The 23,578-nt window shown below is 74.9% G+C and carries 19 protein-coding genes; 13 read left to right on the plus strand and 6 right to left on the minus strand.

The window, feature by feature from the left end; translation table 11 throughout:
• Positions 1–27: 27 nt before the first annotated feature.
• The 4 genes from ACIGW2_RS19305 to ACIGW2_RS19320 all read left to right on the plus strand — a co-directional run bounded on the left by ACIGW2_RS19305 (position 28) and on the right by ACIGW2_RS19320 (position 5,683).
• The gene (locus ACIGW2_RS19305) at positions 28–906 is read left to right on the plus strand and encodes an SDR family oxidoreductase (RefSeq protein WP_391653594.1); all 879 of its coding nucleotides are present in this window, start codon (positions 28–30) and stop codon (positions 904–906) included.
• A gap of 336 nt (positions 907–1,242) precedes the next feature.
• Positions 1,243–2,985 carry a phenylacetic acid degradation protein PaaN gene (paaN, locus tag ACIGW2_RS19310; protein WP_399844610.1) on the plus strand — a complete coding sequence of 581 codons (1,743 nt, stop codon included), beginning with the start codon at positions 1,243–1,245 and terminating at the stop codon, positions 2,983–2,985.
• A complete protein-coding gene (locus ACIGW2_RS19315; RefSeq protein WP_399844612.1) occupies positions 2,982–4,190 on the plus strand; it encodes a LuxR C-terminal-related transcriptional regulator in 1,209 nt (402 codons plus the stop codon). The genes paaN and ACIGW2_RS19315 overlap by 4 nt, the downstream gene beginning before the upstream one ends.
• A 59-nt stretch (positions 4,191–4,249) precedes the next feature.
• Positions 4,250–5,683: an FAD-dependent oxidoreductase gene (locus ACIGW2_RS19320; RefSeq protein ID WP_391653590.1), complete on the plus strand. Its 1,434-nt coding sequence runs from the start codon at positions 4,250–4,252 to the stop codon at positions 5,681–5,683.
• Positions 5,684–5,707: 24 nt separating this feature from the next.
• On the opposite strand, the gene ACIGW2_RS19325 is transcribed toward ACIGW2_RS19320, so the two are convergent.
• On the minus strand, positions 5,708–6,703 hold the full coding sequence (locus tag ACIGW2_RS19325; protein ID WP_391653588.1) for a GlxA family transcriptional regulator: 996 nt from the start codon (positions 6,701–6,703) through the stop codon (positions 5,708–5,710).
• 168 nt (positions 6,704–6,871) lie between these two features.
• Between ACIGW2_RS19325 and ACIGW2_RS19330 the strand changes: the two genes are divergently transcribed.
• Genes ACIGW2_RS19330 through ACIGW2_RS19340 form a run of 3 tightly spaced genes read left to right on the plus strand, consistent with a single transcriptional unit; the run spans position 6,872 to position 11,888 of the window.
• Positions 6,872–9,577: a YfhO family protein gene (locus ACIGW2_RS19330; RefSeq protein ID WP_399844614.1), complete on the plus strand. Its 2,706-nt coding sequence runs from the start codon at positions 6,872–6,874 to the stop codon at positions 9,575–9,577.
• Between the two features lie 41 nt (positions 9,578–9,618).
• Entirely contained in the window at positions 9,619–10,584 is a 966-nt protein-coding gene (locus ACIGW2_RS19335) for a glycosyltransferase family 2 protein (RefSeq protein WP_399844615.1), read from the plus strand.
• A gap of 2 nt (positions 10,585–10,586) precedes the next feature.
• Complete coding sequence (locus ACIGW2_RS19340; RefSeq protein WP_391653585.1) at positions 10,587–11,888, plus strand: polysialyltransferase family glycosyltransferase; 1,302 nt, start codon at positions 10,587–10,589, stop codon at positions 11,886–11,888.
• Positions 11,889–11,896: 8 nt separating this feature from the next.
• Here ACIGW2_RS19340 and ACIGW2_RS19345 read toward each other — a convergent pair whose 3' ends face one another.
• A complete protein-coding gene (locus ACIGW2_RS19345; RefSeq protein ID WP_399844618.1) occupies positions 11,897–12,670 on the minus strand; it encodes a VOC family protein in 774 nt (257 codons plus the stop codon).
• A gap of 212 nt (positions 12,671–12,882) precedes the next feature.
• Between ACIGW2_RS19345 and ACIGW2_RS19350 the strand changes: the two genes are divergently transcribed.
• Positions 12,883–13,710 carry a sulfurtransferase gene (locus tag ACIGW2_RS19350; protein WP_391653582.1) on the plus strand — a complete coding sequence of 276 codons (828 nt, stop codon included), beginning with the start codon at positions 12,883–12,885 and terminating at the stop codon, positions 13,708–13,710.
• Between the two features lie 74 nt (positions 13,711–13,784).
• Here ACIGW2_RS19350 and sepH read toward each other — a convergent pair whose 3' ends face one another.
• Positions 13,785–14,843 carry a septation protein SepH gene (gene sepH / locus ACIGW2_RS19355; protein ID WP_361580562.1) on the minus strand — a complete coding sequence of 353 codons (1,059 nt, stop codon included), beginning with the start codon at positions 14,841–14,843 and terminating at the stop codon, positions 13,785–13,787.
• A 452-nt stretch (positions 14,844–15,295) separates the two neighbouring features.
• Between sepH and ACIGW2_RS19360 the strand changes: the two genes are divergently transcribed.
• Complete coding sequence (locus tag ACIGW2_RS19360) at positions 15,296–16,075, plus strand: hypothetical protein (protein ID WP_399844621.1); 780 nt, start codon at positions 15,296–15,298, stop codon at positions 16,073–16,075.
• Positions 16,076–16,078: 3 nt separating this feature from the next.
• On the opposite strand, the gene ACIGW2_RS19365 is transcribed toward ACIGW2_RS19360, so the two are convergent.
• Both ACIGW2_RS19365 and ACIGW2_RS19370 read right to left on the minus strand, forming a co-directional pair.
• Positions 16,079–17,416, minus strand: coding sequence for a D-arabinono-1,4-lactone oxidase (locus ACIGW2_RS19365; protein WP_391653580.1), 1,338 nt, complete (start codon positions 17,414–17,416; stop codon positions 16,079–16,081).
• Positions 17,358–18,617, minus strand: coding sequence for an MFS transporter (locus tag ACIGW2_RS19370; RefSeq protein WP_399844624.1), 1,260 nt, complete (start codon positions 18,615–18,617; stop codon positions 17,358–17,360). The genes ACIGW2_RS19365 and ACIGW2_RS19370 overlap by 59 nt, the downstream gene beginning before the upstream one ends.
• A 158-nt stretch (positions 18,618–18,775) precedes the next feature.
• On the opposite strand from ACIGW2_RS19370, the gene ACIGW2_RS19375 reads away from it, so the two are divergent.
• Together ACIGW2_RS19375 and ACIGW2_RS19380 are read left to right on the plus strand one after the other, a co-directional pair.
• Positions 18,776–19,903 (plus strand): ferrochelatase, encoded by a 1,128-nt coding sequence (locus ACIGW2_RS19375; RefSeq protein ID WP_391653577.1) that lies wholly within the window; start codon positions 18,776–18,778, stop codon positions 19,901–19,903.
• Between the two features lie 77 nt (positions 19,904–19,980).
• The gene (locus ACIGW2_RS19380; RefSeq protein WP_399844625.1) at positions 19,981–20,781 is read left to right on the plus strand and encodes an inositol monophosphatase family protein; all 801 of its coding nucleotides are present in this window, start codon (positions 19,981–19,983) and stop codon (positions 20,779–20,781) included.
• 72 nt (positions 20,782–20,853) lie between these two features.
• Here the strand turns inward: ACIGW2_RS19380 and ACIGW2_RS19385 are convergent, their stop codons facing one another.
• Complete coding sequence (locus ACIGW2_RS19385) at positions 20,854–21,027, minus strand: hypothetical protein (protein ID WP_361580580.1); 174 nt, start codon at positions 21,025–21,027, stop codon at positions 20,854–20,856.
• Positions 21,028–21,412: 385 nt separating this feature from the next.
• Here ACIGW2_RS19385 and ACIGW2_RS19390 point away from each other — a divergent pair, with 385 nt between their 5' ends.
• Positions 21,413–22,066, plus strand: a complete 654-nt coding sequence (locus ACIGW2_RS19390; protein WP_265864944.1) for a response regulator transcription factor — start codon at positions 21,413–21,415, stop codon at positions 22,064–22,066.
• Between the two features lie 4 nt (positions 22,067–22,070).
• Positions 22,071–23,306 (plus strand): sensor histidine kinase, encoded by a 1,236-nt coding sequence (locus ACIGW2_RS19395; protein WP_399844628.1) that lies wholly within the window; start codon positions 22,071–22,073, stop codon positions 23,304–23,306.
• The last annotated feature ends 272 nt before the right edge of the window (positions 23,307–23,578 follow it).

Here is a 23,578-nt window from a genome sequence, read left to right on the forward strand (position 1 = left end):
CCGCCGGACCACTGAGGAGGACAACACATGTCAGGCACTCTCGGCGCCCTCACGCCGCACGGCAGGTCCGTGCTCGTCACCGGCGCCTCCTCCGGGCTCGGCCGGGTCTGCGCGCTCGTCCTGGAGCGGGCCGGCTTCCGGGTGTTCGCCGGCGTGCGCAAGGAGACCGACGGCGAGACGCTCGCCCAGGAGGCCGCGCACGGCCGGATCGTCCCGGTCCGGATCGACGTGACCGAGGAGAAGAGCATCACGGAGGCGGCCGAACGGGTCGCCGCGGTCGTCGGCGACGACGGCCTGTGGGGCCTGGTCAACAACGCGGGCATCTGCGTCTCCGCGCCGCTCGAATGCGTCCCGCCCGCCCAGCTGCGCCGCCAGCTGGACATCAACGTGGTCGGGCAGCTCGCCGTCACCCAGGCCTTCCTGCCGCAGCTGCGGCGGGCCCGCGGCCGGGTGGTCAACGTGACCTCGGGCCTCGGCAGCGTCGCCGTCCCCTACCTGGGGGCGTACGCCTCGGCCCAGTTCGCCAAGGAGGCCCTCACCGACGTGCTGCGCCGCGAACTGCGCCCGCACGGCGTGGACGTGAGCGTGATCCAGCCCGGGGCGATCATGACCCCCATCTGGGACAAGGTCGGCGAGACCGCCCGGGCCGCGATGGACGGGGTCCCGGGGCCGATCGCCGAGCTCTACCGGATCCCCTTCCACCGCTTCCTGCACGCCAACGAGCGCCAGGCCCGGGACAGCAGCACCCGCCCCGAGGACTTCGCCCGCACCGTCGGCCGGGCGCTCACCGCCCGGCGCCCGAAGTCCCGCTACCGGGTCGGCGCGGACGCCCGCACCGTGAGCGTCCTCGCCCGGGCCCTGCCCGACGCGGCACTCGACCGCTACCTGAGCCCGATCACGCGGTAGCGCCACCCGGGCCGGAAACGGCCCGTAGGAAACAGGCCAGCCGACGGGCCCGCCCGAGCGCCTTCCCACCGGGATCACGCCACGATCATGACCGGAACCGCGTGTCCCGGACATGCCGGGAAAACACCACTCCCGCCCCTCCGGAAGGCCGGGCGGGCCCGTCAAGGGCCCCCGCCCGCCCGCGCGTTCCACGGGCTCCGGCGCCCGCCCGGCGCGCCGGCGGCACACGGCCGGCGCACGGCGCCCGGCCCGGCGGCCGTGAACGATACGTCAAGTCGGCGCACTGACCGAGTTTGCTGTGGAACCGGCGTTCCCCGTACGACAAGGATAAAGATCATGGCCCGCACCGCTCAGCACCCCACCCCCACCGAGGCCGCAGCCCCGGCACGCCTGATCGCCCGGCACCGGACCACCCTGGACCGGGCCCTGACCGCCGTCCGCACCCGAGAGCACTGGTCGCCCTACCCCGAGGACACCCGGGTCTACGGACCGGGCGGCGCCGCCGACGGCGAGGCCTCCTTAGCCGCCCTGCTCGGCCGGCCGCTCGACCTCGGCCAGCCCGGCCGGGACGGCACCGTCGGACCCGAGCCGGACCGGGGCGGCGAGCGCTCCCCGTACGGCGGGGACCTCGGCATCTCCTACGCCCACCACGACCCCGCGGTGCTGCTGCCCGCGATGACCGCCGCCCTGCCCGCCTGGCGCGACGCCGGGCCCGAGGTCCGGGCCGCCGTCTGCCTGGAGATCCTGGACCGGATCAACGCCCTCAGCCCGCTCTTCGCCGCCGCCGCCGAGCACACCAGCGGCCACAACCCCGTCATGGCCTTCCACGCCGGCGCCGTGCACGCCCAGGACCGCGGCCTGGAGGCGGTGGCCCAGGCCTATGCCGAACAGACCCGGCTGCCCGCGACCGCCCGCTGGCGCAAGCCCATGGGACCGGGCCGCGTGGTCGACATCCACAAGCGGTTCACGCCCGTGCCGCGCGGCATCTCCCTCGTCGTCGCGAACAGCGTCTTCCCCGCCTGGAACGGCTACCCCGGCCTCTTCGCCTCCCTCGCCACCGGCAACCCCGTCCTGGTCAAGCCCCACCCCGCCGCCGTCCTCCCGCTCGCGCTCACCGTCCGCGAGGCCCGCGCCGCGCTCGCCGCCGCCGGCTTCGACCCCAACCTGGTCTGTCTGGCCCCCGAACACCCCGGCGAGGGACTCGCCCGGCGCCTCGCGACCGCCCCCGAGGTCCGCCTGGTCGACTACTCCGGCCGCACCGCCTTCGCCGACTGGCTGCGTGAACACGCCCGACAGGCCCGGGTCTTCACCTCCGTCTCCGCCGTCAACTCGCTGCTCGTCGAGTCCACCGACGACTACCGCGACATGCTCGCCAACCTGGCCTTCTCGGTCTCCCTCTACAGCGGCCAGCTCTGCACCAGCCCGCAGAACCTGCTGATCCCGCGCACCGGCATCACCACCGACGAGGGCCCCAAGAGGTACGAGGAGGTGGTCGCCGACCTCGGCGCCGCCCTGGACGCCCTGCTCGGCGACGACGCCGCGGCCTGCGCGGTCCTGGGCGCCTTGCTCGGGCCCGAGGTGCGCGCCCGGGTGGAGCGCGCGGCGTCCGGCGCGCTCGGCCCGGTCGGGGTGCCCTCGCGGGCGGTCCGGCACCCCGCGCACCCGGACGCGGACGTCCGCACCCCGGTCGTGGTGAAGCTCGACGCCGGCCGGGACGCCGACCGCGCGACCCTGCTGCGCGAGTGGCTCGGACCGGTCTGCTTCGCCGTGGCCGTGGACTGTGCCGAGGCGGGCGTGGCGCTCGCCGCCGAGACCGCCCGGACCTGCGGCGCGCTCTCCGTCGGCCTCTACTCCGTCTCCGAGGAGGTGACGGAGGCGATGACCGCCGCCTGCGCCGAGGCCGGCGTGATGCTCTCGGCCAACCTGATGGGCGACTGGTACATCTCGCAGTCCGCCGTCTACTCCGACCTGCACGGCACCGGCATGAACCCCGCCGGCAACGCCGTGTACACCGACGCCGCCTTCGTGGCGGAACGATTCCGTACGGTGGTCGTCCGACGCTACGGCGGTGCCACATGAGCACCCTCCTCGCCCCTGACCTCCCGCTCCGCGGCCGGGACCGCGAACTCGCCCTCATCCGCGAGGTGCTGGAGCACGGCCTGCGCGGCGGCCCCGTCGTCCTCGCCGTCGAGGGCATGCCCGGCATCGGCAAGACCCGGCTGCTCAGCGAGGCGGCGGCGCTCGCCCGGGAGCTCGGCTACCAGCCCGCGCGCCGCCCGCACGGACGCGAGGCCCGCCACCACCGGCCCGGCGCCCGCCCCTCGGGCCCCCATCTGACGATCCTCGACGACCCCTGCGGCAGCCCCGACCGCCCGGGGCACCGCACCCGCCTCCCCGCACCCCGCGGCCGTCACGGCGGCACCGCCCGGGGCGTCTGGCTGATCGCCCACCGGCCCGGCGAACCCGCGCCGCCGCCCGGACCGCTGCTCGCCGACCCCGCCACCCGCACCGAGCGCCTGCTCCTCGGCCCGCTCGCCCCCGCCGACACCCACCGGCTCGCCCAGGACCTCCTCGGCGCGCCGCCCGCCCTCTCCCTCCTCCCGCTCGTCGACGACACCGGGGGCCACCCCCGGCTGCTCATCGAGCTGCTCACCGGCCTGCGCGAGGAGGGCGGCGTCCAGCTGTCCGGCGGCGAGGCGGAGCTGCTCACCGCACGCCTTCCGGCCAGGCTTTCCGCCCGGGTCCGCGCCACCCTGGAGCGCTACTCGCCCGCCTGCCGCCAACTCCTGTGCGTGGCGGCCGTGCTGGGCGACGAGGTGGTGTACGGGGAGCTCGCCCGGATGATGGGCACCTCCGTCTCCGCGCTGCTGCCCACCCTCGAAGAGGTCTGCGCCACCGGCGTGGTCCGGGACGTCGGCACCCGCGCCGTCTTCCGCAACGCCCTGCTGCGCCGCCTCGTCGCGGAGTCCGTGCCCGCCCCCGTACGCCTCGCCCTGGAGCAGGAGGCCGCGGCCCTGCGCGCCACCCGCCGCCCGCCGCGCCCGGCGGCTCCCGCCCGCCCGGCCCCGCCGAGCCCCCCGGCACCCTCGCCCCGCCCCGGCGAACCGAGCCGCCAGCAGCGCGCCCTGGTGGCCCTGGTCGCCGAGGGCCTGACCAACCAGCAGATCGCCAGCCGGCTCGCCCTCTCGCCGCACACCGTCAACTACCACCTGCGCAAGCTCTACAAGCACTACGGAGTGAGCTCGCGGATCGACCTGCTCCGCGCCGCCCGCGTCGCCCACTGAGCTTCGCCCTCCTTGTTCCCTCCTTTGCAGACCCGCACCGACCGGAGGTCCCACACCCCGTGGCCGAACTGCGCCTGTCCCCGACCTGGCCCCACCCCGACACCCCGCCGCCCGCCCGCCGCACCCCCTGGCTGCGCGACGCCCTCGCTGCCGAGAGCGCCACCGAGGCCGGCCGCACCCCGCCGCTCCACGAGGAGACCCGCTGCGACGTGTGCGTGGTCGGCGGCGGCTTCACCGGACTGTGGACGGCCCTGGAGATCCTGCGCCGGGCCCCCGGCACCGACGTCGTGCTGATCGAGGCCGACGTCTGCGGCGGCGGCGCCAGCGGCGCCAACGCCGGCTTCCTCATGCCCATGTGGGCCCGCTTCAGCAGCCTGGTCGCGATCGGCGGCCACGCCGAGGCCCGCCGCATCGGCGAGGCCTCGGCCGCCGCCGTCGACGAGATCCTCGACTTCGCCGACACCCACGGCATCGACATCGAGCACCGCCGCGGCCCCTGGATGTGGGCCGCCTCCTCGCCCGCCCAGCGCGGCGCCTGGCAGCGCACCCTGGACGACCTGCACCGGGCGGGCATCCAGCCGCTGCACCGGATCACCGCCGCCGAGGCCCGCGCGACCGTCGGCACCCGCCACCACTACGGCGCGGTGCTCGACCCCGGCTGCGTCACCCTCCAGCCCGCCCGGCTGACCCGCGGCATGCGCCGGGTCGCCCTCGACGCCGGCGTACGGATCCACGAGCGCACCCCGCTCACCGCGCTGCGCCCCGCGCCGGGCGGCACCGTCCGCGCCCGCACGCCCCACGGCACCGTCCACGCCGACAAGGTGGTGCTGGCCGTCAACGCCTGGGCCGGGCAGCTGGAGGACCTCGGCCGCCGCATGGTCACCGTCGCCAGCGACACCGTCCTGACCCGGCCCGTGCCGGAGCGCCTGAAGGCCCTCGGCTGGGACGGCGAGGTCTCCGTCTGCGACTCCCGGCGGCGCCTCAACTACTACCGCACCACCCCCGACGGCCGGCTGCTCTTCGGCAAGGGCGGCTCGGGCGTCGCCCCCGGGCAGCTCGGCCCCAGCACCCTCTGGGGCGACGCCCTGCGCCCCGCCGAGCTGCGCGCCCACCTCGCCCGGCTCTTCCCGGACCTCGCCGACGCGCCCGTCGACATGCGCTGGACCGCGCCCGTGGAGTACTCGGTGACCCATCTGCCCTTCGCCGGCTGGCTGCGCTCGGTGCCCGGCGTCGCCTACGCCACCGGGTACTCCGGCGACGGCGTGGGCCCCTCGCGGCTGATGGCCCGGGTCCTCGCCTCCCTCGTGCTCGGCACCTCCGACGAGTGGTCGCGGTCCGCCTTCACCCGGGCGCCGGGCGGCTGGTTCCCGCCCGAACCGGTCCGCACCCCCGGCGCCCGCCTGGTGCTGCCCGCCCTGCGCGCGGTCGAGGCCCGGGAGGACGGCGGCGGGCGGGTCCCGCAGGCGCTCAAGCGGCTCCTGGAGGTCTTCTGACGCGGGGCCCGGAGCGGCGCCGGCTCAGCCGGCCGGCTCGGTGCGGAAACGGCGCCGGTACTCCATCGGCGTCGTGTCGAGCCGCCGCCGGAAGGCCCGGATCAGGGTGTCCGTGGTGCCGAACCCGCAGGCGCTCGTGATCCGTTCCAGGGTCGCGTCGGTCGACTCCAGGAGGTGCCGGGCCCGTTCCACCCGCGCCGACTCCACATAGGCGCTCGGAGTCGTCCCCAGCTCGGACTTGAAGATCCGGGTCAGCTGCCGCTCGCTGACGTGCGCGCTCGCCGCCAGGTCGGCGAGGGTGAGCCGGCCGTCGAGGTTGCGGTTGATGTGGTGCCGCAGCTCCTCCACCCGCCGGGTGGTCGACACCGGCTCCAGCGGCACGCTGAACTGGCTCTGCCCACTGGGCCGCTTCAGGTACATCACCAGCTGCCGGGCCACTCGCAGCGCCGTCGTCTCGCCGAAGTCGTCGGCGACCAGCGCGAGCGACAGGTCGAGGCAGGAGCTGATGCCGGCCCCGGTCCACACGTCGCCGTCCCGGATGAAGATCGGGTCGGCGTCGACCTCCACCTCCGGGTGGTCGGCGGCCAGCTGCCCCGCCGTCGACCAGTGGGTGGTGGCCCGCCGGCCGTCGAGGAGTCCGGCGGCGGCCAGGATGTGCGCCCCGACGCAGACCGAGGCGACCCGGCGGCTCCGCCCGGCCAGCTCCCGCACCCGGGCGACCACCGCCGGGTCGACCAGCGCGTGCACCCGCCGCCCGCCGTCCGTCTCCACCGCGCCGGGCACCAGCAGCGTGTCGAGGCGCCGGCCGGCCAGCTCCTCGAAGGTGACGTCCGGCAGCACCCGTACCCCCGCCGAGGTGGTGACCGGACCGGCCGACTCCGCGGCGAGCACCACCTCGTACCCGTCGGCGCCGTCCGTCTCGCGGCGCAGCAGCGCGAAGACCTCCGGCGGGCCGGTGACGTCGAGCAGGTCGACGCCCTCGAACAGGACGATGACGACGAGCCGTCCGGCGCTGCTCATGGGGTTCCCGTCCTCTCCGGCCGGCGGGCCGACGCGATCTTCCGGATCCCGCACGATCGTACGGGTCCCGGACGGGCGGCCGGATCCGGCGCCGGGCACCGGCTGTTCACCTGAGGTGCGCCCGGAGACCGCCTGCCGATCGGCCGGCGGTCGCACGGCTCGGCGGTAATGCGTCTCTACGACGATCAGCACGCGGCCCGGGCAGCGCCGAGCGCCCCGCCGCGCCGAGCCCGGTCGCGCCCGCACCCGCCGGCCGACCGCCCAGGAGGACGTGTGGCACCCGCAGCCGAGACCGCGAGCCGACCCTCCCGGCCCCGGCTGCGGGCCGCGGCCGGCGCGGCCCTGCTCACCGGCGTGCTCTTCGCCCTCGCCTCCCGGCTCGCCGGCAGCCACCCCCTCGGCGACCGCACCCGCAACATCGTCGACCTGGGCCAGCAGTACCTCCCGTACCACGCCTACTGGCGCTCCCTGCTGCTCGGCGAGACCCACGGCGACCTGTTCCTCAACTGGAACTCCGGCTTCGGCAGCAACTTCCTCGGCGACCTCGGCACCTATCTGAGCAGCCCCTTCGCCCTGCTCGTGGTGGCCTTCCCGGCCGACCGGCCCGAACTCGCCCTCTACGTCGTCACCGCGCTCAAGATCGCCACCGCGGGCGCGGCCATGGCCGCCCTGCTGCTCACCCTGCGGCGCGGCCCGTGGCCGCTCGCCGCGCTCCTCGGCACCGCCTACGCGCTGTCCGGCTGGACCTTCAACTACGGCGCCACCGTGCCGATGTGGCTCGACGGACTGATCGCCTTCCCGCTGCTCTGCCTGGTGGGGGAGTGGGCCGGGAAGGGCCGCCGCCCGGTCCTCGGGCCGCTGGTCGTCGCCCTCGCCTGGACCGCCAACTTCTACACCGCCTACATGGCCACCCTCGGCGCCGCCGTGGTGCTCGTCGTCCGCCTCCTCACCGCCGAGGACGCCCCGGCCGGCGTCCGGCGGGCGCGCCTCACCGCCGTGCTGCGCGCCGCCCGGACCGTCGCGATCGGCCTCGGGCTCGCCGCCCCGCTCGTCCTCGTCGTCTTCCTCGGCACCAGGTCCGCCGACCCGACCCCGCCGACCGCCTTCGCCCCGGCCGCCTGGACCGAGGTCCTGGCCCGCTTCCTGCCGGCCACCGCGAGCGTCGCCTCGCCCGCCCTCTTCATCGGCACCCCCGCCCTGGCGCTCGCCCTCACCCTGCCCTTCAACCGCGCCGTCCCCGGCCGCGTCCGGGCCGGCTGGGCCGCCGCGATCGTGCTCGTCACGCTCTCTCTCCAGTGGGAGCCGACCCACCTGCTCTGGCACGCCGGGGCCTCGCCGAACGGCATCCCGTACCGTCAGACCTTCGTGCTGTGCGGCCTGTTGCTGACGGCGGCCTGGCTGTCCGCCGCCGACGGCGTGCCCCGGCCGCTCGCCCTGCTCGGCGGCGCCGGCACCTTCGCCCTCCTGGCCCTGGGCGCGGCCGGCAGCGTCGACATCGACCGCTGGACCTACCCGGCCGCCGCCGGGGCCGCCGCCCTCGCCGTGCTCGCCGCCGCGGCCGCCCTGCGCGCCCGCTCGCGCCCGGCCGGCCGGCTGCTGCCCGTGCTCGCCGTCGGCCTGCTGCTCACCGCGCAGGCGGGCGAGACCCTGGTCACCGGCAAGCGCATCGAGGAACGACAACTGGCCGGCGTCTCCTGGTCGCCCCGGATCGGCCCCTGGCACACCGACATGGCCGCCGCCGTCGCCGCGCACGACGCCTGGCCGCGCCACCGCACCGACCCCGGCGAGGTCCCGGGCGGCAACGACGTGCTCCTGGTCGGCGGCCAGGGCGCCGACTACTACAGCAGCCTCACCTCCGAGACGTACTCCCGGACCCTGGCCGCCCTCGGCTTCGGCTACTACGCCAAGGGCCGCCACCCGGTGAGCCTCGACAACCCCGTCACCGACGCGATCTTCTCCATCGGCACCCGGATGCGTTCCACGCCCGCGGGCCCGCCCGCGCTCGACCGGCTCCCCGAGGCCGGGATCGAGGTCGCCGAGAGCCCCGTGCCGCCGCTCGTCACCGTCCGCCCCGGCCCGCCCGCCGCCGGCCCCCGGCCCGGCTCGGCCGCCGACACCGCCTTCGCCCGCCAGGAACGCATGCTGGGCAGCCGGGTGTACGAGGTGCCGGCGGCGCCGCTGCGTACCGCCACCGCCGGCGGGGCCGTCCTCACCGCGAGCTGCCCGGCCGGCTCCGAAGTATGGTTCTGGGCCCCCGACTACCGGGGCACCGCCGCCCTCGCCGGGACCGCGTCCGCCGCCCCGCCCGCCGCCTTCGCGGGCAAGCCGCCCTCCGTGCGCGCCGCCATGCAGCGGCTCGGCACCGTCCCCGCCTCCGGCGCCGTCCGCGTCGAGCTGACCCCCGACCCCGAGGGCAAGCCCCGGCCCCGGCTCCCCGCCCGGCCGATCGGCTGCCTGGAACGGCACCGGCTCGACACCGCCGTCCGCGAGCTGACCGCCACCGGAGCCACCGCCGTCCGCGCCACCGGCCACACCCTCACCGCCGAACTGCCCCCCGGCAGCACCGGCACCGCCGTGCTCGCCGTCCCCCGCATCCCCGGCTGGCGCTGCGCCGCCGGCGACGCGCCGCTGGAGCCCGCCCACCGCCGCCTCGGCCTGATCGCCGTCCCCCTCGACGGCAAGGCCACCACGGTCACCTGCGCCTTCCGCCCGCCCGGTGTGCGGCCCGGCGCCGCGGCCGGCGCCGCCGCCCTCCTCGCGCTGCTCCTCACCGGCCTGCCGCACCGCCGGCGCCGGAGCCGTGAACCCGCCGGACAGCGGGAGTTCACCCCCCGTGCACCCGCGGCTCGTTCCCCGGAGAAGACCCCTGCCTAGCCTGCCCGACCAGTACCGATCAGCGAGTTGGTGAGTTCCGAGTGCCGAAACTGTCCGTCGTCGTGCCCTTCCACAATGTCGGGCCCTACGCCCCCGACACCCTGCGCAGTCTCGCCGACAACGCGGACGACGACACCGAGTTCCTGCTGGTCGACGACCACTCCACCGACGAGACCCCGGACCTCCTCGACCGCTGGAAGAGCCGCATCCCGCAGGCCACCGTCATCCGCCACAGCACCAACCTCGGCGTCGCCCAGGCCCGCAACACCGGCATCGACGCCGCCACCGGCGACTACCTCACCTTCCTCGACGGCGACGACTGGTACGCCCCCGGGCACCTGCGCGCCATGACCGAGGGCATCCACCGGCTCGGCGTCGACTTCGCCCGCACCGACCACGTCCTGTCCACCGACCGGAACCGGCAGATCCGCTACGCCCCCGCCAAGGTCCGCGACACCGCCATGGACCCCCGCGACGGCATCGCCCCCGCCAGCACGATCACGATGGTCGACTACCCCTTCGTGCCCTTCGGCGTCTACAGCGCCCGCCTCTTCGAGGACGGCGCCGGGCGCTTCGAGACCAAGCTGCGCACCGCCGAGGACCGGCTCTGGGTCTGGCGCCTCCACCTCAACGCCACCAGCTACGCCGCCCTCTCCCTGCACGGCGTCTTCTACCGGCGCGGCGTCACCACCTCCCTCACCCAGATCACCGACCACCGGCAGCTCGACTTCATCCCCTCCTACGACCTGCTGCTCGACGAGGTCGGCAGGGACCGCGACGCCGAGCGCTTCCTGCCCAAGGCCGTCCGCACCTACTGCGCGATGATCGCCTTCCACATGGCCAAGGCCGACCAGTACGAGGCGGCGGTCGGCAAGCGGCTGCGCCGTGACGTCACCGACGCGCTGCGCCGGATGCCGCAGCGGGTCCTCGACGAGACCCTCGCCACCATGGACACCCCCCGCAGCACCCTCCTGAAGAGCCTGCGCGACATCGGAAAGGCCGCCTGAGCATGCCGACCACGGACCGCACCCGCGTCCAGATCTTCCAGGTGTCCACCCTGTACGGCGCCGCCACCGCCGCCGCGGCCGTCGACGCCGGCCTCTTCGGCGCCCCCGGCGAGGCCCGCCGCCTGCTCCTCGTCTCGAACAACGCCGAGATCCCCGAGACCGCCGTCCCCCTGGCGACCATGACCGGCTACGAGCGGGTCGCCGCCCGCTTCGACGGCGTGCTCGACTGGAACGAGGCCGTCCACCCGCACCACCCCGGCACCTGGGCGCCCCGCCCCGAGGAGACCCCGCTCTGGCAGCGGGTCCTGCGCACCGCCTGGGACCTCGGCGCCGCCCCGGTCGAGCTGGTCGTCGAGTCCATCCAGGTCAACCCGGCCAAGGCACTCGCCGCCGTGTTCGCCGAGAGCTCCGTGCACGTCTACGCCGACGGCCTGATGAGCTACGGCCCCACCCGCGACGAGCTGCCCCAGTCCCTCGCCTGCCGCATCCGCCGGGTGCTCCACCTCGACCTGGTCCCCGGACTGCGGCCGCTGCTCCTCACCGAGTACGGCGTCGGCGCCGAACTCGTCCCCGACGAGGCCTTCCGCGCCGTGCTGCGCGAGATCGCCGAGGCCTCGCGGGACTCCGCGGAGGACGCCGCGCTCACCGCCGCGGCCGCCGCCGCGCCCACCGCGCTGCTGCTCGGCCAATACCTCGCCGCCCTCGGCATCCTCAGCGTCGAGGAGGAGGAGGACCTGCACGTACGGATGCTGCGCGGCGCCGCCGCGGCCGGCCACCGCTCGGTGGTCTTCAAGCCGCACCCGACCGCCCCCGCCGGCTACTCCACCGCCCTGCACGAGGAGGCCGCCCGCACCGGCGTCCGGCTCACCGTCCTGGACGGCCCGCTGCTCGCCGAGACCTACTACGAGCGCTGCCGGCCAGGCCTCGTCGTCGGCTGCTTCTCCACGGCCATGCTGACCGCCGCCCACTACTTCGGCGTGCCCGTCGCGCGCGTCGGCACGCGCACGGTCCTGGAGCGCCTCACCCCGTACGAGAACAGCAACCGCGTGCCACTCACGCTGGTCGACCACCTGGTGCCCGACCTGGAGGGCGACACCCCGCCCGCCGTGCCGGACACCACGCGGGCCGGGCTCGCCCCGCTGGTCCGGGCGGTCGGCCACTGCATGCGCCCGTCCGCCCACCCCGGCCTGCGCGAGGAGACCGCCGCCTACCTCGCGGCACACGGAAGCGACCCGGACCTCGCCCACCACTTCCCGGCCGAGCGCCTGGCGGAACTCGGCCTGCGGGCCCCGGCCCGGGCCTGAGGGACGAGCTACGCGCCGGCCGACCTGACCAGGGTGAAGACCGCGCCCTCCGGGTCGGCCACCAGCGCGAGCCGGCCCGCCGTGCCCTCGCGCGGCGGCCGGAGCACCTGGCCGCCCAGCTCCGCCACCGTCCGGGCCGAGGCGTCCACGTCGGCCACCTCGAAGTAGGTCATCCAGTGCGCGCCCCGGTCCCGGGGCAGGGCCGTGCCCACCCCGTGCAGCGAGGCGACCGGCCGCCCGTCGAGGTGCAGGGTCAGGTAGTCGAAGTCGGCGGACACCACCGGCTCCACCTCGTAGCCGAAGACCGTGGCGTAGAACTTGCCGACCGAGGCGGTCTCGTAGGTCAGCAGCTCGTTCCACACGGGCGTGCCGGGCGGACCGGCCGTCGCCGTGCCGTGGTGGGCGTCGGCCTGCCAGACGCCGAACACGGCGCCCGCCGGGTCCGAGCAGATCGCCAGCCGTCCCGCCTCGCCCGCGTCCAGCGGGCCGACCGCGACCGTGCCGCCGCAGCAGCGGATGGTCTCCGCCGTCTCGTCGGCGTCGTCCGTGGCCAGGTAGGTGGTCCAGGCGATCGGCAGATGCCGGTCCGGCGGGAGCTGGCCGATCCCGGCCACCTCGCGGCCGTCGAGCAGCGCGCGCACGTACGGGCCGAGCTGCTGCGGGCCGGGCACGAACTCCCAGCCGAACAGCGCCGCGTAGAACTCCCGCGTCGCGTCAAGTCCATGCACCATCAGGCTCACCCAACAGGGTGTACCGGGTGTGCGCCGAGTCGCCTCGGTCATCGTCACTCTCTTCTCGCCAGGGGCCGCACGGCCGGGGGCGGGCGGGGCCGTACGGGGCCTCCCGGCGGGTCACTGCCCGCGCGCCGCCCGTCGTACACCTGCACCGGGCGTCCGTCCCGTCCCGATGGTGGCACCCCGGGGCGCCCCGCGCGTCCCGGCCGAACCCGGCGGGTGCCCTCCGTCAGGCGACGGGCTGCGCGAGGATGGCTCCCATGAAGCCCATCATCTCCGCAAGCGAACTCGTCAGCGAATCGGCCGGGCCGAGGCCGCCGGTCCTCCTGGACGTCCGCTGGTCCCTCGGCGGCCCGCCCGGCCGCCCGGAGTACGAGGCCGGGCACCTGCCCGGCGCCGTCTACGTGGACCTGGACGCCGAACTCGCGGGGCCGCCCGGGGCCGGCGGGCGCCACCCGCTGCCGGACGTCGCCGCCTTCGGCGCGGCGATGCGCCGCGCGGGCGTCTCGGCCGGCACCCCGGTCGTGGTCTACGACGGCGGGCTCGGCTGGGGCGCGGCCCGCGCCTGGTGGCTGCTGCGCTGGACCGGACACCCGGACGTCCGGGTGCTCGACGGCGGTCTCGCCGCCTGGCCCGGCGAGCTGTCCAAGGACGTGCCCGTGCCCGCCCCGGGCGACTTCGAGCCCCGCCCGGGCGCGCTGCCGCTCCTCGACGCGGACGCCGCCGCCTCGCTGGCCCGCTCGGGCCTTCTGCTCGACGCGCGCGCCGCCGAGCGCTACCGCGGGGACGTGGAGCCCATCGACCGGGTCGGCGGCCACATCCCGGGCGCGGTCTCCGCCCCGACCACGGAGAACGTGGCGGGGGACGGGCGCTTCCGGCCCGCCGAGGAGCTGGCGGCCCGGTTCGCCGGCCTCGGTGCCGGCACCGCGGGCGAGATCGGCGTCTACTGCGGCTCGGGCGTCTCCGGCGCCCACGAGGTGCTGGCCCTGGAGCTGGCCGGCTTCCGGGCCGCGCTCTACGCCGGCTCCTGGTCCGAGTGGTCCGCGGACCCGGCCCGCCCGGTGGCGACGGGCCCGGATCCGCAGTAACCGGGGACACGCACGCGGCGAAGGGCCCGCGCTGTCACCGCGGCGCGGGCCCTTCCCCGTACGAACTCAGCCGGTCACTCCGACTGCTTCTTGCGGCGGGTGCCGAAGACGATCTCGTCCCAGCTGGGCACCGCCGCGCGCCGCCCGGGGCGGACGCCGTCCGCCTCGGCCTGCCGGTCGGTGGTGCCGATGAGCCGGTCCCGGTGGCCCGAGACGGCCCGCGGCATGAGGACGTCCGCGTAGGCGGAGCCGGCGCCGGCGGAGGCCGCCGGGGCGGGCGGCTCCTCGGCCTCGACCTCGTCGGCGGGCTCGCTGTCCGGCTGCTCGGGCACGACCAGGTCGCCGCGGAAGCTCGGCACCGCCTCCAGGAGACTGGTCAGCGAGTCGCGCTCCTCCTCCGGCTCGGGGGCCGGGGCGGGGGAGCGGTCGATCTGCCGGTCGAGCGCGCGGTCCAGCGGCCGGTCCCGGGGCAGCCGGGCGATCCGCGGCACGAAGGGGAAGCTGGGCTCCGGCACGGCCGCCAGGGTGTCGTCGGTCTCGCCGATCAGCGCCCGGGCCTCGTCGTCCACGGCCTGGACGAGCCGGCGCGGCGGGTCGTAGGTCCAGCTCGCCGTGTGCACCTCGCCCGCGACCCGGTAGACGAGCAGCACCTCCCAGGTGCCGTCGTCCCGGCGCCAGGAGTCCCACTGCACGGTGTCCTTCTCGGCGCCGCGCAGCAGCAGCCGCTCCTGCACCGCCTCGCCGAGCTGGGGTCCGGTGTTCTCGCCGGGCCGGCGCACGGGGGTCTTCCGGGCCCGCTCCGCCATGAAGGCGCGCTCGGCGAGGACGGGGCCCTCGAAGCGGCGCACCCGGTCGACGGGGATGCCGGCGAGCTGTGCGACCTCCTCCGCGGAGGCACCGGCCCGTATCCGGGCCTGGATGTCGCGGGGGCGGAGGTGGCTCTCGACCTCGATCTCGATCTGTCCGAGCCGGGCGCGGTCGTTGCGGACGGCGGCCCGCAGCCGCTCGTCGATCGGAAGTGTGTACTCCGTGTTGTCAGCAGCCTTCAGCACCAGTCGTGTGCCGTCGTTCGAGACGGCCACGACACGCAGTTCGGGCATGGGAACCTCCCGGGTGGTGCCTGCCGACGTCACGTGCGTCGCTGCTTCCGCTAGTCGAGTGTGGCCTGCCCGGGTGCAGCCTGCCACAACCCTGCCGAGTTGCCCGGCGTGTCGGGCCTGGACCCTGGAACGCCGTTATGGCACGGTTACCCGAATGCGACGCAGAGTGACTGCCCGTCACGCTGTGTCGCGGGTGCCCGTACGGTGCCGTGGCGCCGCCGGTTCGAGTGCCACCTTCGGCCCCCTTCCGTCGATTCCGGACACCCGTGAGGGAATCCGGACCCAGGGCTCGCCACAGTACTCCATTCGGGCCACCTGGGTGGACCGGCGCGCCGCCCAACTTCTCCGGCGATTCCGGAGTTGAGTCTCCGGGGTCGCGCTCCCCGCGTGTCCCTCTTCACAGAAGCACCCGAAACGGAACCAATCCCTTCGCCCATTTGTCCCTTCTGGGTGCACGGTGGAACAGATGACCAGCTGGGACGGACATGCCGGAAGAGAAGAAGAAACGGTTCGACCTGAGCCTTCCTCAGGTCGCGGGCAGTGCGCTCGCGGCCGTGCTCGCCGCCAAACTCGCGTCCACGCTCGGCGTCTACGGCACCATCCTCGGCGCCGGTGTGATCAGTGTCATCGCCACCTGCGGCGGCCCCCTCCTCCAGCACCTCCTCAAGCGCACCGGTGAGCAGATGCGCGAGGTCACCGCGACCGGCCGGCCGAGGCCCCGTCAGGCCGCCGCCTCACGGGGCGAGCTGCCGGGGGAGGGGCTCGGCGAGGAGTTCAACGCGCCGACCACGCACGGCACCCGGGTCCGCGGCTGGAAGCGCTCCGCCGTCGGCGCGGCCGCCGTCTTCCTGCTCGCCATGGGCGGCATCACCGCCTACGAGCTGACCTCCGGCCAGGACCTCGCCGGCACCCGGGGCACCACGACCTTCGGCTCGGCCGTGCGCGGCCAGGGCGGTGACCCGGGGAGCGGCCGGGGGAGCGACCGGGACGGCGGCGAGGAGCGGCGCCCCGCCACGGACGGCACGTCCTCCCCGACCCCCGGCTCCGGCGGCGGCCGGCAGGAGGACCGGGACGCCGGCGGGACGCCGACCCCGGACCGTACCCCCGGGACGGGGACGCCGACCCCGGGCCCGACGTCCTCGGCGTCCACCGAGCCCACCGGCGGCTCCACTTCGACCACCACCCCGCCCACGACGGCGCCGACCACCCCGGCCGGCACCACGCCGCCGGCCGCCGGGGCGCCCGCGGGCGACGCGGCCGAGTGACCGTCAGTCGCCCAGCACCCGGCGGAGGTAGTCGTTCCCGAAGCGCCGGTCCGGGTCGAGCCGGTCGCGCAGCGCGGTGAACTCGCCGAAGCGCGGATAGGCCTTCTCGAAGTAGGCCGCGTCCCGGGTGTGCACCTTCCCCCAGTGCGGGCGCCCGCCGTGCCCGGTCATGATCCGCTCCACCGCGGTGAAGTACGCGCGGTGGGGCGTGCCCTTGTAGAGGTGCACGGCGATGTACGCGGACTCCCGGTCCGAGGCGGTGGACAGCGCGATGTCGTCGGCCGGCGCGGTGCGCACCTCCACCGGGAAGCTCACCTTCAGCGGCGAGCGCTCGATCATCGCCTTCAGCTCGCGCAGCGCGGACACCGCCGCCTCGCGCGGCAGCGCGTACTCCATCTCCAGGAAGCGCACCCGGCGCGGCGAGGTGAAGACCTTGTACGGGATGTCCGTGTACGTCCGGGCGGACAGCGCCCGGCTGGAGACCCTGGCCAGCGCCGGCACGACCGGCGGCACCGCCCGGCCCAGCGAACAGGCCAGCTGGAAGACCCCGTTGGACAGCAGCTCGTCCTCGATCCAGCCGCTGACCCGGCCCACCGGGGCGGCGGGACCCGCGCTGCGGTTGTTGCGCTTGGTGTTGCAGTTGTCGGTGTGCGGGAACCAGTAGAACTCGAAGTGCTCGTTCTCCGCGTGCAGCTGGTCGAACTCCGCGGTCACGCGGTCGAAGGACATCGGCTCCTCGCGCGCGGTGAGCAGGAAGAGCGGCTCCACCGCGAAGGTGAGGGCGGTGACCACGCCGAGCGCGCCGAGGCCGATCCGGGCGGCGGCGAAGACCTCCGGGTTCTCCTCGGGCGAGCAGGTCAGCAGCGAACCGTCGGCGGTGACCAGCTCCATCGCGCGGATCTGCGCGGCGATCGAGGCGGAGTCGCGGCCGGTGCCGTGGGTGCCGGTCGAGGTGGCGCCGGCCACCGTCTGCTCCATGATGTCGCCCATGTTCGTGAGCGAGAGGCCCTCGCGCGCGAGCGCCGCGTTGAGCCGCTTCAGCGGGGTGCCGGACTCCACGGTCACGGTCATCGCCTCGCGGTCGATCCGGCGGATCCCGGTGAGCAGGTGCGGGCGCACCAGCACCCCGTCGGTGGCGGCGATGGAGGTGAAGGAGTGGCCGGTGCCGACCGTCTTCACCCGAAGTCCGTCCTCGGCGGCCGCGCGCACGACCGCCGCCAGCTCCTCGGCCGAGGCCGGGCTCGCCTCCCGCACCGGGCGGGCCGTGACGTTCCCCGCCCAGTTACGCCACGTGCTGCCCGCCGCCCCGGTGCTCTTCTGCTGCGTCGTCGACCTGGTCAAGCTGCCCCTCCCGCGTCGGCGCCGGCCTGCGCAGCCGGCGGTGACCGAGCACCGCCACGGCGACCGCGAGCGCACCCGAGAGGACGGGCACCACGTACCCCGACTCCGCCCCCGACGCGTCGACCACCCAGCCGGCGGCCGAGGAGCCCAGCGCCACACCGATCGCGAGCCCGGTTCCCGTCCAGGTCATGCCCTCGGTCAGCTTGGTGCGCGGTACGTGCGCTTCGACGAGGGCCATCGTGGTCACCATCGTCGGCGCGATGGACAGGCCCGCGACAAAGAGCGCCACGGCCAGCAACGGCAGGTTCCCGGCCAGTAGGAGGGGGATCATACTCACGGCCATGGCGCACACGCCCACGAGCCAGCGCACCGCCGGCTCGCCCTTGACCCGGAGCAGTCCGAAGACCGCGCCGGCCAGGCAGGAGCCCAGCGCGTACACCGCGAGCACCAGGCTCGCGGCCGACTTGTGGCCCTGCTCCTCGGCGAAGGCGACGGTCACCACGTCCACCGAGCCGAACACGGCGCCGGTGGCGACGAAGGCCAGGGTCAGCACCTGCAGGCCGGGGGAGCGCAGCGCCGAGCCGCCGGAGTGGCTCTCGCGCGGGTGCGGGGCGGGCTCGGTGGCGCGCTGCGCGGTCAGCCAGAAGACGCCGGCGGCCAGGAAGAGGCCGGCGAGCAGCGGGCCGGCCTCGGGGAACCAGGTGGTCGACAGTCCGATCGAGATGATCGGGCCGAAGATGAAGCACACCTCGTCGACGATCGACTCCCACGAATAGGCCGTGTGCAGCCGCTGGGCGTCGCCGCGGTAGAGCTCCGCCCACCGGGCCCGGGTCATCGCGCCGAGGCTCGGCACGGTGCCGACACAGGCCGTGAAGACGAAGAGGGTCCAGTCCGGCGCCTCGAACTTCACGCACAGCAGCAGCCCGGCGGCGGCCGCGAGCGAGATCAGGGTGGCCGGGCGCAGCACCGCCCGCTGCCCGTGCCGGTCGACCAGGCGGGAGATCCGCGGGCCGAGCACGGCGGCGGAGAGCGCGAGCGTCGCGGACAGCGCGCCCGCGAGCCCGTACCGCCCGGTGACCTGGGAGATCATGGTCACGATGCCGATGCCCATCATGGACAGCGGCATCCGGCCGATGAAGCCCGCGACGGAGAAGGACGTGCTGCCGGGGGCCGCGAAGATCGCGCGATAGGGACTGGGCAAGGGGAGCTCCGGCTCGGGCAGGCGTGCGTGACCGCACGGGTGTGGCACACACGTGTCAATTAACAGCTAAAGCCTACGGCCTTGAAGTCGTCCGGTCACTCCCTTTTCCGGTCGGGCCGCGCCCCGGGCCGTCACCGCCGGGTGGCAGGATCGGTGCCATGTCCGACGAGCTCGATCCCGCCCCGTACGACGCCCTGCTGCTGCTCTCCTTCGGCGGCCCCGAAGGCCCCGACGACGTGGTCCCGTTCCTGGAGAACGTGACCCGCGGGCGCGGCATCCCCAAGGAACGGCTGAAGGAAGTGGGGCAGCACTACTTCCTCTTCGGCGGCGTCAGCCCCATCAACGACCAGAACCGCGCCCTGCTCGACGCCCTGCGCACGGACTTCGCCGAGGCCGGCCTCGACCTGCCGGTCTACTGGGGCAACCGGAACTGGGCGCCGTACCTCACCGACACCCTGCGCGAGATGGTCACCGACGGGCGGCGCCACATCGCCGTCCTCGCCACCAGCGCCTACGCCTCCTACTCCGGCTGCCGGCAGTACCGCGAGAACCTGGCGGACTCCCTCGCCCAGCTGGAGGCGGAGGGCCTGCCACTGCCCCGCGTCGACAAGCTCCGGCACTACTTCAACCACCCCGGCTTCGTCCGCCCCATGATCGAGGGCGTGCTCGCCTCCCTGGCCGAGCTCGACGAGTCCGTGCGGGCCGGCGCCCACCTCGCCTTCACCACCCACTCCATCCCGGACTCCGCCGCCGACACCTCCGGCCCCGTCGCCGACCACGGCGACGGCGGCGCCTATGTGAAGCAGCACCTGGACGTGGCCCGGGTCATCGCCGACGCCGTCCGCGAGGAGACCGGCGTCGAGCACCCCTGGCAGCTCGTCTACCAGTCCCGCAGCGGCGCCCCGCACATCCCCTGGCTGGAGCCCGACATCTGCGACCACCTGGAGGAGCTGCACGCCGCCGGGGCCCCGGCCGTCGTCATGGTCCCCATCGGCTTCGTCTCGGACCACATGGAGGTTCTCTACGACCTCGACACCGAGGCCACCGCCAAGGCCGCCGAGCTCGGGCTGCCGGTCCGGCGCTCGGCCACCGTCGGCGCCGACCCGCGCTTCGCCGCCGCCGTGCGCGAGCTGGTCCTGGAGCGGGCCGCGAGCGAGCGGGGCCTGCGCGCCGAGCGCTGCGCCCTGGGCGCCCTCGGTCCCTCGCACGACCTGTGCCCGATCGGCTGCTGCCCCGCCCGGGCCGAGCGCCCCGCGGCGGCCGGTGCCGACAGCCCGTACGCCTGATCCGTACGCCCGATCCGTACGCCCGACCCCACCGTCCGACCCGAACGTCCGACTCGTCCGTACGAGGAGACCGAGGCATGACCGACCCCCTGCTGACCGAACTGCACGAGCTGGCCCTGGAGGCCGCCCGGCGGGCCGGCGTCCTGCTGCGCGACGGGCGCCCCGACGACCTGGCCGTGGCCCAGACCAAGTCCAGCGCCGTCGACGTGGTCACCGAGATGGACATCGCCGCCGAGAAGCTGATCACCGGCTTCCTCGCCGAGCACCGCCCGCACGACGGCCTGCTCGGCGAGGAGGGCGCCGCCACCCCCGGCACCACCGGTGTGCGCTGGGTCATCGACCCGCTCGACGGCACCGTGAACTACCTCTACGGCCTGCCGACCTGGTCCGTCTCGATCGCCGCCGAGCGGGACGGCGAGACCGTGGTCGGCGTCGTCGAGATCCCGATGCGCGGCGAGACCTTCCACGCCACCCTCGGCGGCGGCGCCCGCCTCGGCGACCGCACGCTCGCCGTCCGCCCCGCGCCGGACCTCTCCCAGGCCCTGGTCGCCACCGGCTTCGGCTACGTCCAGGAGCGCCGCGACCACCAGGCCCAGGTGGCCCGCGAGCTGCTGCCCCAGGTCCGCGACATCCGCCGGGCCGGCTCCGCCGCCGTCGACCTCTGCGACGTCGCGGCCGGCCGCCTCGACGCCTACTACGAGCGCGGCCTCAACCCCTGGGACCTCGCGGCCGGCGACCTCATCGCCCGCGAGGCCGGCGCCCGCACCGGCGGCCGCCCGGGCGAGCCCCCGTCGGGCGAGCTGGCCCTGGTGGCCCCGGAGGGCCTCTTCGGGACGCTCCAGGGGTTCCTGGAGCGGGCGGGGGCGTGGCACGACTGACGTGCTGCCCCGGGCGACGGAAGGGCCCCCGGAGCCATCGGCTCCGGGGGCCCTTCCGTCAGGTCCGCGGGGTCAGGCGCAGGAGGCGCCGACCTCCACGCCGTGTTCGGCGGCCAGCCGGTGCAGGTCCTCCAGCTCGGCCTGCTCGACCTCCGCCAGGAAGTCGTCGCCGGCCTCGCGAGCGCGCGTGAGGTCGGACTGCGTGGCCTTGATGCGGTGCAGCAGTCCTGCGGTGAAAGCGTCCATCGTGCGCCCCCTCGTCGTGGGTCGGTGGCACGGGGAGTGCCGGGGGTGGATGGATCACGCACTGCTACCTCTGGGGGACAGAGAGCGGTAGGTGGCAGCCCACCTACGGGGCGTGATCGCGGGGTGTGCAGTCGTCCTCCCCAGCCCTCCGCGGACGGAAACATCAACGGCCCGCCGAATCAGGTGAATTCTCGGTGCGCGCGGCCCGCCGCCGCGCTCCGGCGCCGCCCCCGCCGCACCCCCTCAGGGCCGCCTTACAGCCGGTTTACGCGCGTTCGGGGCAGGATGGACACGCACAGTCAGTGCGCAGAACCGCCTTGTCCGCCTCAGGGTCCGCCCGGATCCGCCGCAAGGGAGCAGGGCGCCCAGGAAAGGACTTACGGACGTGCGCGTACTCGTCGTCGAGGACGAGCAGCTCCTCGCGGATGCGGTGGCCACCGGTCTGCGCCGCGAGGCCATGGCGGTCGACGTCGTGTACGACGGGGCCGCCGCCCTGGAGCGGGTCGGCGTCAACGACTACGACGTCGTGGTGCTCGACCGCGACCTGCCGCTGGTCCACGGCGACGACGTCTGCCGCAAGATCGTCGAGCTGGGCATGCCCACCCGGGTGCTGATGCTGACCGCCTCCGGCGACGTCAGCGACCGCGTCGAAGGCCTGGAGCTCGGCGCCGACGACTACCTCCCCAAGCCCTTCGCCTTCAGCGAGCTCACCGCGCGCGTGCGCGCCCTGGGCCGGCGCACCAGCGTCCCGCTGCCGCCCGTCCTGGAGCGGGCCGGCATCAAGCTCGACCCCAACCGCCGCGAGGTCTTCCGCGACGGCAAGGAGGTCCAGCTCGCGCCCAAGGAGTTCGCCGTCCTGGAGGTCCTGATGCGCAGCGAGGGCGCCGTCGTCTCGGCCGAGCAGCTCCTGGAGAAGGCCTGGGACGAGAACACCGACCCGTTCACCAACGTCGTCCGGGTCACCGTGATGACCCTGCGCCGCAAGCTCGGCGAGCCCCCGGTGATCGTCACCGTCCCCGGCTCGGGATACCGGATCTGAGCCGATGGCCCCGAACACCACCACGCTCAACGCACCACCGAAACCGCACTGGGACCCACGCGACCCGGTCCGCCCCCTGCTGCGCCCCACCATCCGGATAAGGCTCACGCTGCTCTACGGCGGCATGTTCCTGATCGCCGGCATCATCCTGCTGGCGATCATCTACCTCTTCACCGCGCAGGCCGTCCGGGACACCACGGCCACCCTGCCCTTCAAGGTGGTCAACGGCACGGTCACGGCCACCACCGACTGGTGCGAGCTGCCCGACCGGTCCACCGGCGAGCAGCTCAACAACGCCGTCTCGATGTGCCTGCGGCACCAGAGCGACCTCGCCCTGGACGACCTGCTGCGCCGCTCCCTCTTCGCCCTGCTCGGCCTCAGCATCATCGCCTTCGCCTTCGGCTACGCGATGGCCGGCCGGGTGCTCTCCCCGCTGGGCCGGATCACCCGGACCGCCCGCCAGGTGGCCGGCACGGACCTGTCCCGGCGGATCGAGCTGGACGGGCCCGACGACGAGCTGAAGGAGCTCGCCGACACCTTCGACGAGATGCTGGAGCGCCTGGAGCGGGCCTTCAGCGCCCAGCAGCGCTTCGTCGCCAACGCCTCGCACGAGCTGCGCACCCCGCTGGCGATCAACCGCACGCTCCTGGAGGTCACGCTCTCCGACCCGGCGGCGCCGGTGGAGATCCAGCAGCTCGGCAAGACGCTGCTCGCGACCAACGAGCGCAGCGAGCAGCTGGTCGAGGGCCTGCTGCTGCTCGCCCGCAGCGACAACGAGATCGTGGAGCGCAAACCGGTCGACCTGGCCGAGGTGGCCTCCCGGGCGATGGACCAGGCCCGGGCGGAGGCCGACACCAAGGGCGTGGAGTTCCGGGGCGAGCGGGCCGCGGCCGTGGTCCAGGGCAACGGCGTCCTGCTGGAGCGGATCGCCCTGAACCTGGTGCAGAACGCGGTGCGGTACAACGTGCCGGAGGACGGCTGGGTGGAGGTCGCCACCTCCGTGCAGGGCGGCCAGGCGGTCCTGGAGGTGACGAACACGGGCCCGGTCGTCCCGGCGTACGAGATCGACAATCTTTTCGAGCCATTCCGGCGCCTCCGGCAGGAGCGCACGGGGAGTGACAAGGGCGTCGGCCTCGGCCTGTCGATCGCGCGCTCCGTCGCACGGGCGCACGGCGGCCGTATCATCGCCGAGCCGCGCGAGGGCGGCGGGCTCGTGATGCGCGTCACGCTGCCGATCTGACAGACTGCACGCAAGCCGACCTCTTTGTTCGCTTTGCGCTGAATTTCCGGATCTTTTTCCCCGGGTCGTTCTGTGTGATCGATCACAGGAATGAGTGTCCGGCCCTCCACTCTCCGTGATCGCGAATTCCCTCGGAAAACCCGGAAAAGTCCGGGTTTCCAGGGGTCCGAATGACGGGAAGTACACGGGGTGGCACCCGTGAGGGAGGGTCGCGGGACCGTGTACGGTCCGCTTCGCCACCCAAAGCCGGTCACTCGTGAGAGGGCGGATTG

This window comes from Streptomyces sp. NPDC053541 (genome assembly GCF_044544705.1).
GTDB lineage: Bacteria > Actinomycetota > Actinomycetes > Streptomycetales > Streptomycetaceae > Streptomyces.

What these genes read in the sequence shown, in the direction of transcription:
- ACIGW2_RS19305 (WP_391653594.1), top strand. Translation starts at nt 28, where the DNA reads ATGTCAGGCACTCTCGGCGCCCTCACGCCGCACGGCAGGTCCGTGCTC.
- paaN (WP_399844610.1), top strand. Translation starts at nt 1,243, where the DNA reads ATGGCCCGCACCGCTCAGCACCCCACCCCCACCGAGGCCGCAGCCCCG.
- ACIGW2_RS19315 (WP_399844612.1), top strand. Translation starts at nt 2,982, where the DNA reads ATGAGCACCCTCCTCGCCCCTGACCTCCCGCTCCGCGGCCGGGACCGC.
- ACIGW2_RS19325 (WP_391653588.1), bottom strand. Translation starts at nt 6,703, where the DNA reads ATGAGCAGCGCCGGACGGCTCGTCGTCATCGTCCTGTTCGAGGGCGTC.
- ACIGW2_RS19330 (WP_399844614.1), top strand. Translation starts at nt 6,872, where the DNA reads ATGCGTCTCTACGACGATCAGCACGCGGCCCGGGCAGCGCCGAGCGCC.
- ACIGW2_RS19340 (WP_391653585.1), top strand. Translation starts at nt 10,587, where the DNA reads ATGCCGACCACGGACCGCACCCGCGTCCAGATCTTCCAGGTGTCCACC.
- ACIGW2_RS19345 (WP_399844618.1), bottom strand. Translation starts at nt 12,670, where the DNA reads ATGACCGAGGCGACTCGGCGCACACCCGGTACACCCTGTTGGGTGAGC.
- ACIGW2_RS19350 (WP_391653582.1), top strand. Translation starts at nt 12,883, where the DNA reads ATGAAGCCCATCATCTCCGCAAGCGAACTCGTCAGCGAATCGGCCGGG.
- ACIGW2_RS19360 (WP_399844621.1), top strand. Translation starts at nt 15,296, where the DNA reads ATGCCGGAAGAGAAGAAGAAACGGTTCGACCTGAGCCTTCCTCAGGTC.
- ACIGW2_RS19375 (WP_391653577.1), top strand. Translation starts at nt 18,776, where the DNA reads ATGTCCGACGAGCTCGATCCCGCCCCGTACGACGCCCTGCTGCTGCTC.
- ACIGW2_RS19380 (WP_399844625.1), top strand. Translation starts at nt 19,981, where the DNA reads ATGACCGACCCCCTGCTGACCGAACTGCACGAGCTGGCCCTGGAGGCC.
- ACIGW2_RS19385 (WP_361580580.1), bottom strand. Translation starts at nt 21,027, where the DNA reads ATGGACGCTTTCACCGCAGGACTGCTGCACCGCATCAAGGCCACGCAG.
- ACIGW2_RS19395 (WP_399844628.1), top strand. Translation starts at nt 22,071, where the DNA reads ATGGCCCCGAACACCACCACGCTCAACGCACCACCGAAACCGCACTGG.